This window comes from Jeotgalicoccus marinus DSM 19772 (genome assembly GCF_000425825.1).
Classification (GTDB): Bacteria; Bacillota; Bacilli; order Staphylococcales; family Salinicoccaceae; genus Jeotgalicoccus; species Jeotgalicoccus marinus.
On record NZ_AUEE01000017.1, the window covers coordinates 1 to 14,783 of the forward strand.

Consider the following 14,783-nt stretch of genomic DNA (forward strand, 5'->3'; position numbering starts at 1 on the left):
CAACTTATCCGGTATTAGCTACCGTTTCCGGTAGTTATCCCAGTCTAAAGGGTAGGTTGCCCACGTGTTACTCACCCGTCCGCCGCTCGATTGTAAGGAGCAAGCTCCTTACGCTCGCGCTCGACTTGCATGTATTAGGCACGCCGCCAGCGTTCATCCTGAGCCAGGATCAAACTCTCCATGATTGGAAAGCTTTTACTAAGCTCACTCGATACTGCTGACAGTATCTACTTGCGTTTATATTGTTCGCCTCAATCTGTGCTCCTATCTTAATAGAAGACTTTTTATTCGGAATTAAACGTTGACATATTGTCATTCAGTTTTCAATGTTCTGTTGAAACTTTATTTCGTATTACTCTTATTACTATACACGGTTGATTTCAAAAATGCAAGTGTTAATTTAACATTTTTTAATCTTTTTTAACACGTTCTTAATTGCGTTTTGCAATCCTTTGTGTTAGGCGCTCTTGAAACAAGCGACTTTTATATAATAACAAGTTGTATGTATTCCGTCAACACTTTTATTAAAAATCTTTAAAAGAATTTTTTAAAGTTCTTTACTTCGCTTAAAAGTTCTTAAATGTTCAAAATGAATACTTGATATATACTATCATATACAGCGATGAAAGTATAGAATAATTTTAGAGGTGACATATATGAGAAAGCCCGGAAACAAAATCCTGCGTATACGCGGCTGGGCTCTAGCACTTATCTTTATTGGTATGGCTGTGATGTATATAGGAATATTCTTTAGAGAAACACCCTGGGCTATGATGATCTTCTTAGTTTTAGGTGTCATTCCGATTATGCTAAGTTTCGTTATTTACTTTTGGGTCGGTATGATTAGTACGAGAACTGTGACTGTCCAGTGCCCAAACTGTGAACGCCATACTAAGATATTAGGTAGAGTTGATTATTGTCAGCATTGTAAAGAACCACTCACCCTTGATAAGGAACTTGAAGGTGAGGCATTCACAACTGACTATAATGTGAAGCACCGCCGTGAGAAAAAGATTGAAGAAATCAGAAACAAAGAAAAAGAATAAGGTCAGTAATAATAAAAACGGGACTACTATTAGTAGTCCCGCTTTTATTTCACCTATTATTTTGTATTGCACTCTGGGCATACACCGTAAATTTCTAAACGGTGATGACTCACTTCATAATCAGTTACTAAACCTGCTAAATGTTCAACTTCTTCCAAAGCAGGATACTGGAAGTCTGTGATCTTGCCGCACTCACTACAGATGATATGATAATGTGGAACCGAATTAAAATCGAATCGACTAGATGAATCTCCATAAGTCAGTTCTTTAACGAGACCAGTCTGTTTAAATAATTTTAAATTATTGTAAACTGTCGCGACACTCATGTTTGGAAATTCGCTAGACAGTGATTGGAATATATCATCAGCAGTAGGATGCACTTCACTCTCAACCAAATAATTGAGCACAGCTTTACGCTGTGGAGTGATTCTTACGCCAGTTTGCTTAAGCGTTTCGAGAGACTCACTGAAATGGTCATGATGATTATCGATCATCTTCATATGACTGATCCTTCCTTCTATATTTATATACTAATAATATTATTGTACTTTGAATGTGAAAAGATTGTCAAATCAATCTTAGTATCCCTTGTCAAATTCCACAACATTAACTAGTGCAGCATCCTTATTAAAACGAGCAAGATTATCTAAAAAGATATCAAAAGCTCTGTATAAATACATGTCTGTTTTAGCTGAACAATGCGGAGTGATAGTTAAATTGTCAAAGCCATATAAGGGGCTATCCTCTGACAATGGCTCTTCATTAAAAACATCAGACGATACATGTGCGATATATCGTTCTCTTAATATCTCTAATAAAGTCTCATCTGTCATTACTGTACCACGGCCAATATTAATGAACATACCATCATCTTTCATAGCCTTAAACGTATCTACTTTTAACAAGCCAGTTGTTTTTTCAGTCGAGGGCAAAACATTCACTAGAATATCTGCGGAGACGACCGCTTCATTTAAATCATCAATTTTATGGGTTTTATCGAAACCTTCAATACTTCGCCCATTAGTATTATAACCATGTGTCTGTACTCCAAAGACTTGTAAAGTTTTCGCTAGATGACTTCCTATATTACCTGTCCCTAGAATATGAGCTTCTTTCCCATATAGCTCCTCAGATCTTGAGTACTTAATCCACTCATTATTTTTTTCTGCCTCTTTTAATGAAGGAAGTTGTTTATAATACTGTAAGATGAGACCAATTGCGAATTCTGTCATCGGTATTTTATGAATACCTGAAGAATTAGTTACAATTGCCTGTTCGAACAAAGCTTTCGGAATCTCATCGACACCAGCACTCATCACGTGAAGCCATTTTACATTTGGAAAATTAGCTGATTCCTCAACTGTTATGTCGCTCCCATAAGTAATGAGTATTTCTGCACCCATTTTCTCTTCACTGGAAAGTTCTTTCATCTTATTGAAGCTATAAGTTACAGATTCAGGTAAACGGTTAATCATTTCATCTTTCAGTCTCACAGTAGAAATAATATTCATAGCTTATCCCTCTTTAAGAAAACTTTTCAGTTCGTCTGCATGTTCTTTTGGTTTTACATCATCAAAACGTTTTAAAATGTTAGAATCTTTGTCAATTACAAACGTCGTACGACTAATCCCATTAAATTCTTTACCAAAGGCTTTCTTCAAACCATAGACCCCAAGTTCATTAGAAAGTTTAAAGTCTTCATCCACAAGTAAGTCAAAGTTTAAGTTATTTTTTTCGATAAAGTTCTTATGTTTTTGTTTAGAATCACCACTAATTCCATATACTGTGACACCTAATTCATTTAAATCTGCCATGCTATCACGCATATCACATGCTTGTGTCGTACAACCTGGCGTGTTGTCTTTCGGATAAAAATATAGCACAGTGGTACCTGTTAACGTGTTATTTGATACGACTTCCCCATCTTGATTTTCTAATTCAAATTCAGGAAATTTCTCCATTTATATTCATCCTTTATATAATGTAATTTGGTATATCTACAATACCCTCTTATATGTTTACTTTAAACCATTCTTGTACCTTAAACAAATAGCTGAATTATGTTATTATATTGAATGAATAAATCTGATGTAAAGTAAGGATGAAAATATGTATAAGCATACGAACTCACAGGCAATGCAAAAAGAAGCCGAAGCAGTAATTCTCGGTGGTGTGAACTCCCCTTCTAGATCTTATAAAGCTGTTGGTGGCGGTGCACCGATTGTGATGGAAAGTGCTGAAGGTGCACATTTCTATGATATTGATGGAAATAAGTATATTGATTATCTCGCGGCCTATGGTCCAATAATTACTGGTCATGGTCACCCTCGAATTCACGAGGCAATCACTGAACAATCTAGTAAAGGTATTCTCTATGGTACAGCAACAACACTTGAAGTTGACTTTGCTAAAAAACTACGAGCAGCTATTCCTTCATTAGAAAGAGTACGCTTCGTGAACTCAGGTACTGAAGCAGTTATGACGACAATAAGAGTGGCGCGTGCCTACACTGGACGGAATAAAATTATAAAATTTGAAGGTTGCTATCATGGCCATTCAGATTTAGTACTCGTTGCTGCGGGTAGTGGTCCTTCACAACTTGGCACTCCAGATTCTGCAGGTGTACCAAAAGGTGTTGCTGAAGATGTCATTACTGTACCCTTCAATAACATAGAAGACTTTAAAACTGCTATCGATCATTTCGGTGATGAAATTGCCGGAGTCTTAGTTGAACCTATCGTAGGAAACTTCGGTATTGTTGAAGCAGAAGAAGGCTTTTTACAAGCAGTCAATGATATTGCACATGACAACGGCTCCTTAGTAATATACGATGAAGTTATTACCGCTTTTCGCTTCTCTTATGGCTCAGCAACAAATCTTGTCGGGGTGACACCTGATTTAACTGCCTTAGGAAAAATTATCGGTGGCGGTACACCAATCGGTGCCTACGGTGGTCGCCTTGATATCATGGAAAAAGTTGCACCACTTGGTGCGGCCTACCAAGCTGGTACTATGGCAGGAAATCCACTTTCTATGGCAGCAGGTATCGCTTGTTTAGAAGTACTCGAGCAAGAAGGTGTTTATGAAGAGCTAGACCGCTTAGGAGCGAAGTTAGAAGATGGCCTTCTTAAACTAATCGATAAGTACCAAGTAAAAGCAAACATTAATCGTCTTGTTGGTGCCTTAACAATATACTTTACAGATGAAACAGTTAAAAATTATAAACAAGCTGAAGCAAGTAACGGTGAATTATTCGCTAAATTCTTTAGAGGTCTAATCAACCGTGGTGTCAATATTGCACCATCTAAATACGAGGCTTGGTTCTTAACGACAGAACATACAGATCAAGATATTGAAGACACTTTAGAGATTGTCGAAGCAGTGTTTAAAAATGACCTTTAGGAGTAGGAGTTGGTGCCATGCGATTTGGTGCTAGAGTATTAAAAACCGGTATAGCTGTCGTTTTAACATTCTTTTTAGCAAATTACATTGGCTTAACACCGGCTTTGATCGCCGGTATCGCCTCTGTTAACGCCTTACAACCCAACGTTTATCGATCATTAGAGACAACTTGGAATCAATTTAGAGGAAACTCCATCGGTGCCATTTCTTCTATCATCATGGTACTACTATTCGGTAGTAACATTTTAATTATCGGATTGACGGTCATTCTCGTCTTGGCAATGCTGTTATTCTTTAAACTCCAAAGTGTATCAACACTTGCAGTCATCACAGTAGTCGCTATTATGGATGTACCGTTCGGTGTCGAGATGGACACAGGTGATTTTCTAGTTGTTGCAGGAACCAGATTCTCTCTCGTAATGATTGGTGTTTTGGTGTCTTTACTTGTTAACCTTGTCTTTATACCACCGCGTTATGAAACTAAGATGTATCACAACTGTTTTAATGTAACGAATGATATTTTTAAATGGATACGTTTAGAATTCAATGCGGTAAGTGAATCTCAAATCGTCAAAAAAGACTTGGCACAACTTCAAACTAGAGTGACAAAACTTGAAACGATGTATTCCTGGTATAAGGAAGAGCGGAACATCTTTAAGAAGCAAAAATTTACACATCACCGTAGAAAAGTGCTATTTAAACACTTGATAGAATCTACCAGACAAACATATAACTTTTTGGATCGTTTAAACAGACATGAAAACGACTACTATCACTTAGATGAAGATTTAAAAAATCATATGCGACTCGAAATGGATGAATTAATGGCCTACCATGAACAAGTATTCATGAAGTTTACAGAGAAAATTAAACCAGAAACGTCTGAAATCTACATTGAAACGACACATCAATATGATGAAAGCCTTATGACACATTTCCTGACTAATTATTCTCGCCTAACTGATGAAAATGATAAGCTTCAATATGAGAACATTTTAGAAGTTATTACTGCCCTACACGAATACTCAAGAGCTGTAGAACGTGTAGACCGCTTAACAAACAGCTTTTTCTCATATCACAATGAAGAAAATAAAATAGACATTCAAGATGAAACTTTAGATATATAAAAAAGAGACGATAAAATCCAAATGGATTTTATCGTCTTTAATATTTCCAACCATTATTTGCTTTGGCCTTACCTCTAAAGCGGCTCACATGCGGATTACCACTAACGATGAAACGGTATAAATAATCGACTGCTTCTTTTTTGTTATCAATACCAATCCTCGGTGTATCTAAAATCTCATCCGGTTTTTTACCTTCATAGATTTTTAAAATATCACTGTTTATATCAATGCCATTATGCGCTTGTCTAGTAATACCTAATGCTTGAGTCAGTTTACCAGGACCATCTGTTAAACCATCACTACGTCCACGCCTGTCCTGCATCGTATCGATACCTCGAGATGGCTCTATACCTCGAATCAATACACCTTCCGGTCGATTATTTGTCGTTACAAAGTTCATACAACTATGCCCATGCATGGTGTATACATAAATATGTCCATAAGGTTTGAACATCATATCATTTTTCTTCGTAACCTTACCTGAAAAAGTGTGTGATGCTCGGTCTTCTAAACCAAGGTAAGCTTCAACTTCAGTAATATATCCAGCTGTGATTTTTCCATCTATATAAGTTACTATCTCTTTTCCAAGTAAATACTTGGCGGCGGCTAAAGTATCATCTTGTAAAAAGTCTAAATTCAAAGTATTCATATAAACACCTATAAGCCCTGGATATCATAAAGATTTCTATAGACTCCACTATGTTTCATCAGTGCGTCGTGACTACCAGACTCAACTATTTCACCATTTTCAACAACAACAATCTTATCAGCATGAGTCACTGTTGATAACCTATGCGCTACGATAAGTGTCGTTCTATTACTTGATAGTTCTTCAATTGTTTCTTGGATAATACTCTCACTTTCGAGATCTAGTGCACTTGTTGCTTCATCTAAAATCAGGATTGGAGGATTTTTCAGGAATACCCGGGCGATTGCAATTCTCTGTTTCTGACCGCCAGAAAGTTTAACTCCGCGTTCACCAACTGTAGTATCATAACCTTCTTCTAGATTCATGATAAATTCATGAGCATTCGCTCTTTTCGCAGCCAAGATCACTTCCTCATCCGTTGCACCAGGTTTAGCCAGTAGGATATTTTCTTTTATAGAATCCGAGAACAAGATATTGTCCTGCATGACAATACCTAGATTATCTCTTAAAGATCGTACCGTTACATCTCTTACATCCTGTCCATCGACTTCGATGCTTCCTTCAGTCACGTCATAGAATCTTGGAATTAATGATACTAAGGTGGACTTACCGCCTCCACTCATACCCACAAAGGCAACCGTTTGTCCAATCAATATATCTAAATTGATGTTATTTAAAATCGTTTGATCATTTTCTTCATATTGGAAAGAGACGTCTTTTAAGCTAATATGACCTTTCACATCACCAATCGGCTTCGCTCCCGCTTCATCTTTTACATCGTATGGTACATCAAATAGTTGGAATACCCTATCCATAGATGCCACACTCTGTGTTAGTGCTGTTGAAGATGAGACAAGTCGACGTAATGGCCCGTATAGTCTTTCTAAATAGGCAACAAATGCAGCAAGGATACCGACTGAAAGTTGATCATTCAATACTAGGAATGTACCGTATCCGACAACTAATAATGGACCAATATCTGTAATAGTGTTAACCACCATGAAACTGTAAGCTGTCCATCTTGAGTGGTCTAGTGCTTTTGTTAAGAAATTATTGTTGGTCTTATCGAATCGCTTTTCTTCATGATCTTCGATTGCAAAACTTTTTACAACATTAATCCCTTGCACTCTTTCATGTAGAAATCCTTGTACTTCTGCTAGTGCTTGCGAACGATTTCTTGTTTTTGCTCTTAATCGTCCAAAGAAGAACCAAACACCAAAAATATAGAATGGGAAGATGGCAATTGAAGCAAAGGTTAATTCAATATTTAAGTTAAACATAATAATTAAGGCAATAATAATTGTCACTAAATCTAGCCAGACGTTCATTAAGCCTGTCATTATAAAGTCCTTAGTCTGCTCAACATCATTGATGACTCTTGAAATGACTTCTCCCACTTTATTGTTGGCATAGAATTTTGCACTTAACATCTGGAGGTGCCCATATAATTTTTTTCTGATATCATATAAAATCTTATTACTCGTGCGCTGTGCCAAGTACTGTCTGAGAAATTCTACAGGTGGTCTTAACACTATAAAAATCACAGCGAATACTAAGAGAACTTGGATGAGCATCGTCATACGCTCATCATAAGCAAGTCCTTCAGCGAGTATAATGTCATCAATTGCATACGCTACAAATAACGGAATAAGTAAAGGAATTCCGAATTTAAGAATCCCTATAACAATCGTCAAAGCAATGATGCCATAGTAAGGCTGAACGAACTTCATATACCTTCTAATCATTAAAGTGCCTCCCTTAAGATAGTAAAACCAATCAGTGCTTTCACCGATTGGTTAATGTTCATTATTAAAACGATGGTGCCAAACCTTTATAAAATCTGGAGCAAAAGGCCCTTTTTTTCTTTCAATCCACTGTTGCAGTTCGTCGACGTTGAATTTTAAAATGCGGTCAATATCATCAGAATAGTTCATTCTACTTCGGTGAACTTTATATTCATCTTCGTCTAAAAGATGATATTTACCATCTGGGTAGACCTTGATATCTAAATCATAATCGATGTACTTAATTGCTTCATCATCAGCAACATATGGAGAAGAGAGATTACAGTAATAATACACACCGTCTTCTCTAAACATACAGATGACATTGAACCAATAATCTTTATGAAAGTAAACAATTGCAGGTTCTCTTGTCACCCACTTTCGTCCATCACTTTCTGTGACGAGCGTCCTGTTATTACCTCCGATAACGACGTGATCTGTACCTTTTAAAATCGTCGTTTCGCTCCAAACGCGGTGGATGCTCCCATCATGCTTATAGCTTTGAATCCTCATTTTTGTTCCTTCTAAAGGAATGGATTCCTTCACCATAATAACCCCACCACCTTTATTATTTACGTAAATAGTATAGCATAGCAAAATACTTATTAAAAATTTATAGACTAGGATTTATTCATCTATAAACTTCATCATCTTTTGCATTGCCACACTCATCGGTAAGTTTTTCACCTCATCTAATGGAACAAAATCTGAATGACGATCTGTCGTTCTAATGATATAGCCATCCATGTACCAGACTTTATGTGTGAAGACATGTTTGTGTTCACCGATGGGGCCTTTTGGCTGACTGAGCTGGATTTGGTATTGTTCTTCTAAAGATTCTATGGAAGTATCTACGTCAAAGCGTGGTAACTCATACATGCCTTTTAATAAATCATCTTCTTGTTTAAAGAGTAAAATTTCATTCTTATTGTTCAGAATGTAGTACACATTGTAATAATATTCTTTTTTAGTTTTCGCTTTTTTCTTCACAGGATAAGCCATTACCTCACCTTTTTTATAAGCTTCACAATGGGCCTGTACTGGACATACAACGCACTTAGGTGTGCGCGGTGTGCAAATAGTCGCTCCAAGTTCCATCAAAGCTTGATTAAAGTCACCCGCTTCTAATGGCATATCACTTTCTATATCTCTTTTAATATCTTTTTGCACGCTAACTTTTGTTGTGTCCCGGTTGTCACGATTTAATCTTGTCATCACTCTGAGCACATTGCCATCTACTGCGGCAAGTTGATTATTAAAAGCTATACTTTGTACTGCACCACCGATATATGGACCTACACCTTTTAAGCTAAAAAAATCTTCGGGTCGATTCGGTACTTTAGAATCATATAGACTTTGTACTTCTTTAATTGCATGGTGAAAATTTCGAATTCTATTATAGTAACCTAGGCCTTCCCAATCTTTTAATAAGTCTTGTTCGTCAGCATTGGCAAGGGCATCTAGAGTTTCATATTTTGTTATAAATTTATTAAAATAGGGTATAACAGTAATGACTTGAGTTTGTTGTAACATAACCTCACTCAGCCAAATTTTATAGGGATCGCTCGTCTGTCGCCAAGGTAGCTCCCTTTTATTTGCATGATACCAAGCGAGTAATGTATCATTAAAAACTGATCTTTTTAACATGTAAACATCCTTAATAAATTATTAAAATGCAGAAATTGAATGGAAGTGGAATGATGGATACTTTAACACATACCCTGATGGGTGGTACGATAGTTGGTCTTGCACAAATAGACCCAAATATCGACCCCGTTTCAGCAGGGTTTATTACGACTGTCGTCGGTGCTTCGTTAATTCCAGACATCGATACTTTAATGAAACTTAAAAATAATGCCATTTATATTAAACACCATCGTGGTATTACCCATTCTCTACCTTTTACTGTATTAATTTGGCCATTATTGCTGGCAATTTTAAGCAGTACCTTATTCGGCCTGCCTTTTATAAATATGTACTTTTGGTCACTTTTTGGCGTCTTCCTTCATGTTTTTTCAGACATTTTCAATGCCTATGGTACACAGGCGCTCAGGCCTTTTAACCACACTTGGATTCAGCTCGGATACATCAACACTATAGATATACCTATTATCATAATGCATGCCTTGTATTTTATCCTGTGGTTCGTCGGTTTTAATCCAGTCATGCTGTTTATTATTTTATATGGTGTATTAGTATTGTACTACATCACCCGTTTTACCTATCAAAAATATTTAATCCAAAAAATTATAAAACAAATTCCTGATAGAGACATCAGTAGAGTATTCTGTATGCCAACCATACGATTTAATGAGTGGAGAGTGGTAGTAATTTCAGCAGATTACTACTATGTTGGTCGGACTTTTAAAGGTCAAATTGTATTTTACGATCGCTTTGAAAAAGTGAAACCACTTGAAGGTGAATTATTTGAAGCTGTAAAAGATGATGAAAACTTTAAATCCTTTACTTTCTTCTCCTCTATTTATAGACATGAGGTTAAAGATATTGACCATAATACAATTGAGGTGCGTTATATAGACCTTAGATATTTAAAAGATGGTCATTATCCATTCGTTTGTATCATGCTATTAGACAAAGATGATTTTGATGTTCAATCCTCTTATACAGGTTGGGTTTTCACTGAAAATAAACTCCAACAAAAATTATCGTAACATAAAGCCAGCATGCCTATTTTTCAGGCATGCTGGTTTTATCATTATATAATTGTATTTTCATTTTTCCATAAGCCTCAAACACCCACAAGTATAATATCGCGACTTGGGTAAAGTACAGTACATCGTATGGCAAACGATTAATTGACCATGCTTGATGTACCGTATTATTTTGCAATCCATTAATTACATAGTAAAAGGGATTTAAACTCAATATATTTTCAAGAATCCCTGGAAGTTGTTCTGGTAAGTAAAACACAGGTACAACGAGCAACACAATTAGGAACAAGATTGGATTAATCTTGGTCGTATTAATGTGCATTGATACGCCTAAAAACAACATAGTGAATGGTATCGTCAAAATTACACCTAGTAAGATGTAATATATTAACGAGAAGATATTTAATAGCCAATCATCAATAAAGAGTGCAGTTATCGCACTATACATCGTTAAAAATATAATAAAGATTATAGTTTGATAAACCATGACAGGTAATATTCTTAAATATAATGGAATGTAGTTCACTTTTAGAATTGAACCTTTAACGTAAGCATCATTTTTATTTAAAATTACCATACTAAAAACCCATACTGTAGACATGAAACCAGTCATCCCATACAAGAGCCGAATCATAGTTTGGGATTCTAGGAACATAAACCCAACAATCATACCGACAAGTCCGACTAAGTAAATAATTAATGGTGTAAGATTTAACAAGGTAAACCTATCCGCCTGTCGGAATACTCTTCTTAGCAAATATTTGAATCTGTAATCCATCTCAGGCACCTACCTTATTATATAGTTCCATTTATTAGTCGTACTATCGTAAATCATAAAGCCACCATCAACTCTAAAAATTGTAACTTCCGAAGATAAATTCATATCTTCTACAATTGGATTATTTTCAACCCCATCAAATTCCATAGAAAATACTGTTTGCCCTTGGAAGTGATAAATAATAGGTATTCCTGCAACCTTACCTGAATTCTCATCCAGACTGTCAAAAGTAATATTTTGTTCTAAGAATTCCCTATCTCCATTTAAGTAATTAGAATAGAATAGATAGTTATCTTGGATAACCGGTGCAGTGTACTGAAGTAACTCCATGAAATCAGCTTCAGTATAGAGACTCGCTGGATTAAAATAAACAACCTCATCACGATTCACAGTCTCTTCTATACCATTATGATTTATTGTATAGGTCTCTTCAGTCGAATCTGTGACTTCTATGAGTGTAAATGGTGGTAAAGTTTCACCATTTAAATTTAGTCCTTCATTATCAACAAAAGCATATGCGAGTCGATCTGTCGTTTCGCCTTCTGTAAAATTCTCATTCTCTTCTGTAAATGTTGGTGTTTCTGATACGAAAGTAATATTCATGAAAATCACCAATGCAGCAACAATCATAACGAAGGTAATGACTAGGCTGACAATAATCTTTTGAATATTGACATTATCTAGAACAGATGCCTGTTGTTTACCTAAACGTTTAAAGTTTTCATTATATTTTTCATCTTCATATACTCGTCTTTTCCAGTCTAAGTCAAAGAGGGCTTCTTGCTCTATATTTTTTACCTTACTTTTTTCTTTTAAGTATTTGTTATAGGCTTCCTTTCCACCCTCTACACTGCCCTCATACCGTATTTGTCCATAGCTTATCCAAGTGAAATAATTCGCCATTTTTTCAATTGGTTCTATGGCAGTTTCTAAAAGCAGAATGCCGCGTTTACTGTTCTCGTGCATATTAACGACACTTCTGAACTTGTCCAAATCTTCAAGATCTTTATGAAAGTTGTTGTAAATAATCACATCAGCCTCAATAAGTGCTGACAACTCTAGTAGGACGTGAGATAACTGTTTACGCGTCAATTCATTGACTTTCTTATCTAAATTATTTCGGATAATTGCTTTAACTTGTAAGCGGTCAAGTGTCTTAGTAAAAGCCTTACCGCTCATATATTCTTCAAGCAGTTCTTCAATGAAAAACGATAATTTAAACGGATTCGTTAGATGATCATCTACATCTAAACTTAGGATACTACCATTACGAGTTATTTTACCTTCTTTAAGGTCCAGTGTGCCACTTAGCGTTTCTTTAATATAGAACAGAGTATCTGGACTACTCAGAAGTCCAAGGACCTCTCCCTCATAGAGATGAATATTTACGTCCTTTAAATAAATATCTCCTGCATTGCCAAGCATGCGAGTTTTAAAGTCTGAAGCTTCTTTGCTATAGGTTAAATCGATCCCTTTTAATAGTACTTTATTTTTCATTAGCCAACCTTTTTAGGCAATTGTAGCATGCTAACTGGGATACCAGTTTCCTTTTCATCACCATTGACAAAAAAGCCCCAAGCAAAAATGCCCTTGACATACTCGACTTTAAAATAGTGATCTTCTTGGCTAATCACCTTATATATTTTCCCTTTTTCAATAAGAGATAAATCGATTAAATAGCACTCTGCAATGATTACCTGACGCTCTAGTACACGGTACTCATTTTCAACACCCATCATTTCAGCACGTCTCATCTTTTCGCGCTTAGTTTGTATATAATGGTTTAGTTCCTTTCTTGTCATTTGACCGAGAGATTCATTCATCATCTATTCCGCCTAACTTTTCACTGATTTTATCATAAGGGTAACCTTTACTCATCATTGCTGCAATCATTTTCTGTTTTAGCTTATAGCCACTTTCTTTTCTTTGATACTTATTATAATATTTTTCAAAGTCTTTCTCAAAATAATGTTCCTCATCAAAATCATCATCAAATATAATCATTTCCATATGATGCTTTTGATATCCCCTTTGGATTAATTTCTCCTGCAGCTTTTGTTTAAACTGCATGTATGAGCCACGGTGAGATTTGAGGAATTTATGCTTCAATTTATTCATTCGTTCAGCATCGATTAAATCATCAAAATAAGCTTTCTCTCTCATGATAATATCTTCTTCGATACCTTGTTTTTTCAATTCACGAACAAGGTGTCCTGGACCTTTATCTGTTGTATTTAACAAGGTATTTCTAAATGCCACTGCATATTGATCATCGTTTAAGTATCCTTCATTAGTCAATCGATTGATTGTCTCTTTAACAATATCGTTATCAAAATCCTCAATTAAATAATAATACATCTCTTGGATTGACCTTAGCTTGTAACTGATAAATTTTAGTCCCTTTGTATAGGCCTGATCGAATTGAATACTTGTTGTCAGTGCTTCAAATTCATCTTCTTCTATCACTTTACCTGGTATGAGCATGTACCTTACAAGTGATTCTTCATGTACTTTTAAAGTGCGTCCGTCATCAAAATACACCTGGTACATTTCTTTTTTCTGTTTGACTATACGTCTAATTTCCACTTAAATCACTCCAATAAATCAGAAGCGAAAAAACTGCTTAATGACTTACTTTGTTCTTTTCTTTGAAGTCGACGTTCCGACCGCTCTCTACCGGTGTCTTTCAGCCACTGCAAACGGTCATTATCCGCTTCAATTTTAGGAACTTCCACCTTATTATTGTCATCATCAAGTGCGACGAAAGTTAAGAAAGAAAATGCTGCAAGTTCCTTACCAGATTCACGTGTTAAATCTTCTTTTGAAATCTTGACCATGACTTCCATAGAACTACGTCCTGTGGAAGTTACCATAGCTTCTAAAATAACAATTTCGCCGACATTGATTGGCTTTAAAAAATCCATTGAATCTATAGAAGCTGTGACGACACTCTCCCTACAATGTCGTCTTGCACTGATTGCTGCAATATCATCTACATATTGTAACAACCTACCACCGAACAATGTACCATGTGAATTTGAATCTGGTGGTAGGACATTAGCAGTTTTTACTGCATAGGATTCTGACATTAGTTTTTTCATGATTTTCCCCTTTCATTAAACGACAAAAATAGAGGAGATTCGCATCTCCTCTAACTTTAAAAGCTTATATTTTACGTTCCAGCGCTTCTTCTGGCGTATCCACAACAATTGCATCTTTACTGTGGAATGCCTGTGCTAGGAAATAATATAGCACTGCTGCAAAGCCGAGAATAGCAAACATGAATGATAATACTATTAAGAGCATGAGCCAACTGCTCATAGTA

General features: G+C 35.9%; 17 protein-coding genes and 1 rRNA gene. 4 read left to right on the forward strand and 14 right to left on the reverse strand.

Annotated elements, in window-relative coordinates; all coding sequences use genetic code 11:
- Window positions 1-185: ribosomal RNA gene (locus H624_RS0108465) — 16S ribosomal RNA — on the reverse strand; the annotation flags it as partial.
- A 471-nt stretch (window positions 186-656) separates the two neighbouring features.
- Between H624_RS0108465 and H624_RS0108470 the strand changes: the two genes are divergently transcribed.
- Window positions 657-1,046 carry a DUF2614 family zinc ribbon-containing protein gene (locus H624_RS0108470; RefSeq protein WP_026867198.1) on the forward strand — a complete coding sequence of 130 codons (390 nt, stop codon included), beginning with the start codon at window positions 657-659 and terminating at the stop codon, window positions 1,044-1,046.
- Between the two features lie 56 nt (window positions 1,047-1,102).
- Here the strand turns inward: H624_RS0108470 and perR are convergent, their stop codons facing one another.
- The 3 genes from perR to bcp form a co-directional block, all read right to left on the reverse strand.
- On the reverse strand, window positions 1,103-1,540 hold the full coding sequence (perR, locus tag H624_RS0108475; protein ID WP_026867199.1) for a peroxide-responsive transcriptional repressor PerR: 438 nt from the start codon (window positions 1,538-1,540) through the stop codon (window positions 1,103-1,105).
- An 84-nt stretch (window positions 1,541-1,624) separates the two neighbouring features.
- Window positions 1,625-2,557 (reverse strand): D-2-hydroxyacid dehydrogenase, encoded by a 933-nt coding sequence (locus H624_RS0108480; protein WP_026867200.1) that lies wholly within the window; start codon window positions 2,555-2,557, stop codon window positions 1,625-1,627.
- 3 nt (window positions 2,558-2,560) lie between these two features.
- Window positions 2,561-3,007 (reverse strand): thioredoxin-dependent thiol peroxidase, encoded by a 447-nt coding sequence (gene bcp / locus H624_RS0108485; RefSeq protein WP_026867201.1) that lies wholly within the window; start codon window positions 3,005-3,007, stop codon window positions 2,561-2,563.
- Window positions 3,008-3,155: 148 nt separating this feature from the next.
- Between bcp and H624_RS0108490 the strand changes: the two genes are divergently transcribed.
- Together H624_RS0108490 and H624_RS0108495 are read left to right on the forward strand one after the other, a co-directional pair.
- Window positions 3,156-4,448 carry a glutamate-1-semialdehyde 2,1-aminomutase gene (locus H624_RS0108490; protein ID WP_026867202.1) on the forward strand — a complete coding sequence of 431 codons (1,293 nt, stop codon included), beginning with the start codon at window positions 3,156-3,158 and terminating at the stop codon, window positions 4,446-4,448.
- Window positions 4,449-4,465: 17 nt separating this feature from the next.
- Entirely contained in the window at window positions 4,466-5,575 is a 1,110-nt protein-coding gene (locus H624_RS0108495) for an FUSC family protein (RefSeq protein WP_026867203.1), read from the forward strand.
- A 37-nt stretch (window positions 5,576-5,612) separates the two neighbouring features.
- Here the strand turns inward: H624_RS0108495 and H624_RS0108500 are convergent, their stop codons facing one another.
- From H624_RS0108500 to mutY, 4 genes are all read right to left on the reverse strand, one after another.
- A complete protein-coding gene (locus H624_RS0108500) occupies window positions 5,613-6,224 on the reverse strand; it encodes a DNA-3-methyladenine glycosylase (RefSeq protein ID WP_035856829.1) in 612 nt (203 codons plus the stop codon).
- An 8-nt stretch (window positions 6,225-6,232) separates the two neighbouring features.
- Window positions 6,233-7,969 (reverse strand): ABC transporter ATP-binding protein, encoded by a 1,737-nt coding sequence (locus H624_RS0108505; RefSeq protein WP_026867205.1) that lies wholly within the window; start codon window positions 7,967-7,969, stop codon window positions 6,233-6,235.
- Between the two features lie 51 nt (window positions 7,970-8,020).
- The gene (gene ntdP, locus H624_RS0108510; protein ID WP_026867206.1) at window positions 8,021-8,557 is read right to left on the reverse strand and encodes a nucleoside tri-diphosphate phosphatase; all 537 of its coding nucleotides are present in this window, start codon (window positions 8,555-8,557) and stop codon (window positions 8,021-8,023) included.
- Window positions 8,558-8,635: 78 nt separating this feature from the next.
- Window positions 8,636-9,655: an A/G-specific adenine glycosylase gene (mutY, locus tag H624_RS0108515; protein WP_026867207.1), complete on the reverse strand. Its 1,020-nt coding sequence runs from the start codon at window positions 9,653-9,655 to the stop codon at window positions 8,636-8,638.
- Between the two features lie 26 nt (window positions 9,656-9,681).
- Here mutY and H624_RS0108520 point away from each other — a divergent pair, with 26 nt between their 5' ends.
- Entirely contained in the window at window positions 9,682-10,680 is a 999-nt protein-coding gene (locus H624_RS0108520) for a metal-dependent hydrolase (protein WP_240921851.1), read from the forward strand.
- A gap of 16 nt (window positions 10,681-10,696) precedes the next feature.
- Here H624_RS0108520 and H624_RS0108525 read toward each other — a convergent pair whose 3' ends face one another.
- The 6 genes from H624_RS0108525 to H624_RS12715 all read right to left on the reverse strand — a co-directional run bounded on the left by H624_RS0108525 (window position 10,697) and on the right by H624_RS12715 (window position 14,779).
- Window positions 10,697-11,458, reverse strand: coding sequence for an ABC transporter permease (locus H624_RS0108525; protein WP_026867209.1), 762 nt, complete (start codon window positions 11,456-11,458; stop codon window positions 10,697-10,699).
- 9 nt (window positions 11,459-11,467) lie between these two features.
- Window positions 11,468-12,955 carry a hypothetical protein gene (locus H624_RS0108530; RefSeq protein WP_026867210.1) on the reverse strand — a complete coding sequence of 496 codons (1,488 nt, stop codon included), beginning with the start codon at window positions 12,953-12,955 and terminating at the stop codon, window positions 11,468-11,470.
- Window positions 12,955-13,284, reverse strand: coding sequence for a YfhH family protein (locus tag H624_RS0108535; RefSeq protein ID WP_026867211.1), 330 nt, complete (start codon window positions 13,282-13,284; stop codon window positions 12,955-12,957). Before H624_RS0108535 ends, H624_RS0108530 begins: the two co-directional genes overlap by 1 nt.
- On the reverse strand, window positions 13,274-14,044 hold the full coding sequence (locus H624_RS0108540) for a RecX family transcriptional regulator (RefSeq protein WP_026867212.1): 771 nt from the start codon (window positions 14,042-14,044) through the stop codon (window positions 13,274-13,276). The genes H624_RS0108535 and H624_RS0108540 overlap by 11 nt, the downstream gene beginning before the upstream one ends.
- A gap of 5 nt (window positions 14,045-14,049) precedes the next feature.
- The gene (locus H624_RS0108545) at window positions 14,050-14,559 is read right to left on the reverse strand and encodes an acyl-CoA thioesterase (RefSeq protein WP_035856873.1); all 510 of its coding nucleotides are present in this window, start codon (window positions 14,557-14,559) and stop codon (window positions 14,050-14,052) included.
- Window positions 14,560-14,623: 64 nt separating this feature from the next.
- The gene (locus H624_RS12715; RefSeq protein WP_166627055.1) at window positions 14,624-14,779 is read right to left on the reverse strand and encodes a hypothetical protein; all 156 of its coding nucleotides are present in this window, start codon (window positions 14,777-14,779) and stop codon (window positions 14,624-14,626) included.
- Window positions 14,780-14,783: the final 4 nt, after the last annotated feature.

What these genes read in the sequence shown, in the direction of transcription:
- H624_RS0108505 (WP_026867205.1), bottom strand. Translation starts at nt 7,969, where the DNA reads ATGATTAGAAGGTATATGAAGTTCGTTCAGCCTTACTATGGCATCATT.
- H624_RS0108500 (WP_035856829.1), bottom strand. Translation starts at nt 6,224, where the DNA reads ATGAATACTTTGAATTTAGACTTTTTACAAGATGATACTTTAGCCGCC.
- mutY (WP_026867207.1), bottom strand. Translation starts at nt 9,655, where the DNA reads ATGTTAAAAAGATCAGTTTTTAATGATACATTACTCGCTTGGTATCAT.
- H624_RS0108480 (WP_026867200.1), bottom strand. Translation starts at nt 2,557, where the DNA reads ATGAATATTATTTCTACTGTGAGACTGAAAGATGAAATGATTAACCGT.
- H624_RS0108535 (WP_026867211.1), bottom strand. Translation starts at nt 13,284, where the DNA reads ATGATGAATGAATCTCTCGGTCAAATGACAAGAAAGGAACTAAACCAT.
- H624_RS0108495 (WP_026867203.1), top strand. Translation starts at nt 4,466, where the DNA reads ATGCGATTTGGTGCTAGAGTATTAAAAACCGGTATAGCTGTCGTTTTA.
- H624_RS0108545 (WP_035856873.1), bottom strand. Translation starts at nt 14,559, where the DNA reads ATGAAAAAACTAATGTCAGAATCCTATGCAGTAAAAACTGCTAATGTC.
- ntdP (WP_026867206.1), bottom strand. Translation starts at nt 8,557, where the DNA reads ATGGTGAAGGAATCCATTCCTTTAGAAGGAACAAAAATGAGGATTCAA.
- H624_RS0108530 (WP_026867210.1), bottom strand. Translation starts at nt 12,955, where the DNA reads ATGAAAAATAAAGTACTATTAAAAGGGATCGATTTAACCTATAGCAAA.
- H624_RS0108525 (WP_026867209.1), bottom strand. Translation starts at nt 11,458, where the DNA reads ATGGATTACAGATTCAAATATTTGCTAAGAAGAGTATTCCGACAGGCG.
- bcp (WP_026867201.1), bottom strand. Translation starts at nt 3,007, where the DNA reads ATGGAGAAATTTCCTGAATTTGAATTAGAAAATCAAGATGGGGAAGTC.
- H624_RS0108470 (WP_026867198.1), top strand. Translation starts at nt 657, where the DNA reads ATGAGAAAGCCCGGAAACAAAATCCTGCGTATACGCGGCTGGGCTCTA.
- H624_RS12715 (WP_166627055.1), bottom strand. Translation starts at nt 14,779, where the DNA reads ATGAGCAGTTGGCTCATGCTCTTAATAGTATTATCATTCATGTTTGCT.
- H624_RS0108490 (WP_026867202.1), top strand. Translation starts at nt 3,156, where the DNA reads ATGTATAAGCATACGAACTCACAGGCAATGCAAAAAGAAGCCGAAGCA.
- perR (WP_026867199.1), bottom strand. Translation starts at nt 1,540, where the DNA reads ATGATCGATAATCATCATGACCATTTCAGTGAGTCTCTCGAAACGCTT.
- H624_RS0108520 (WP_240921851.1), top strand. Translation starts at nt 9,682, where the DNA reads ATGCAGAAATTGAATGGAAGTGGAATGATGGATACTTTAACACATACC.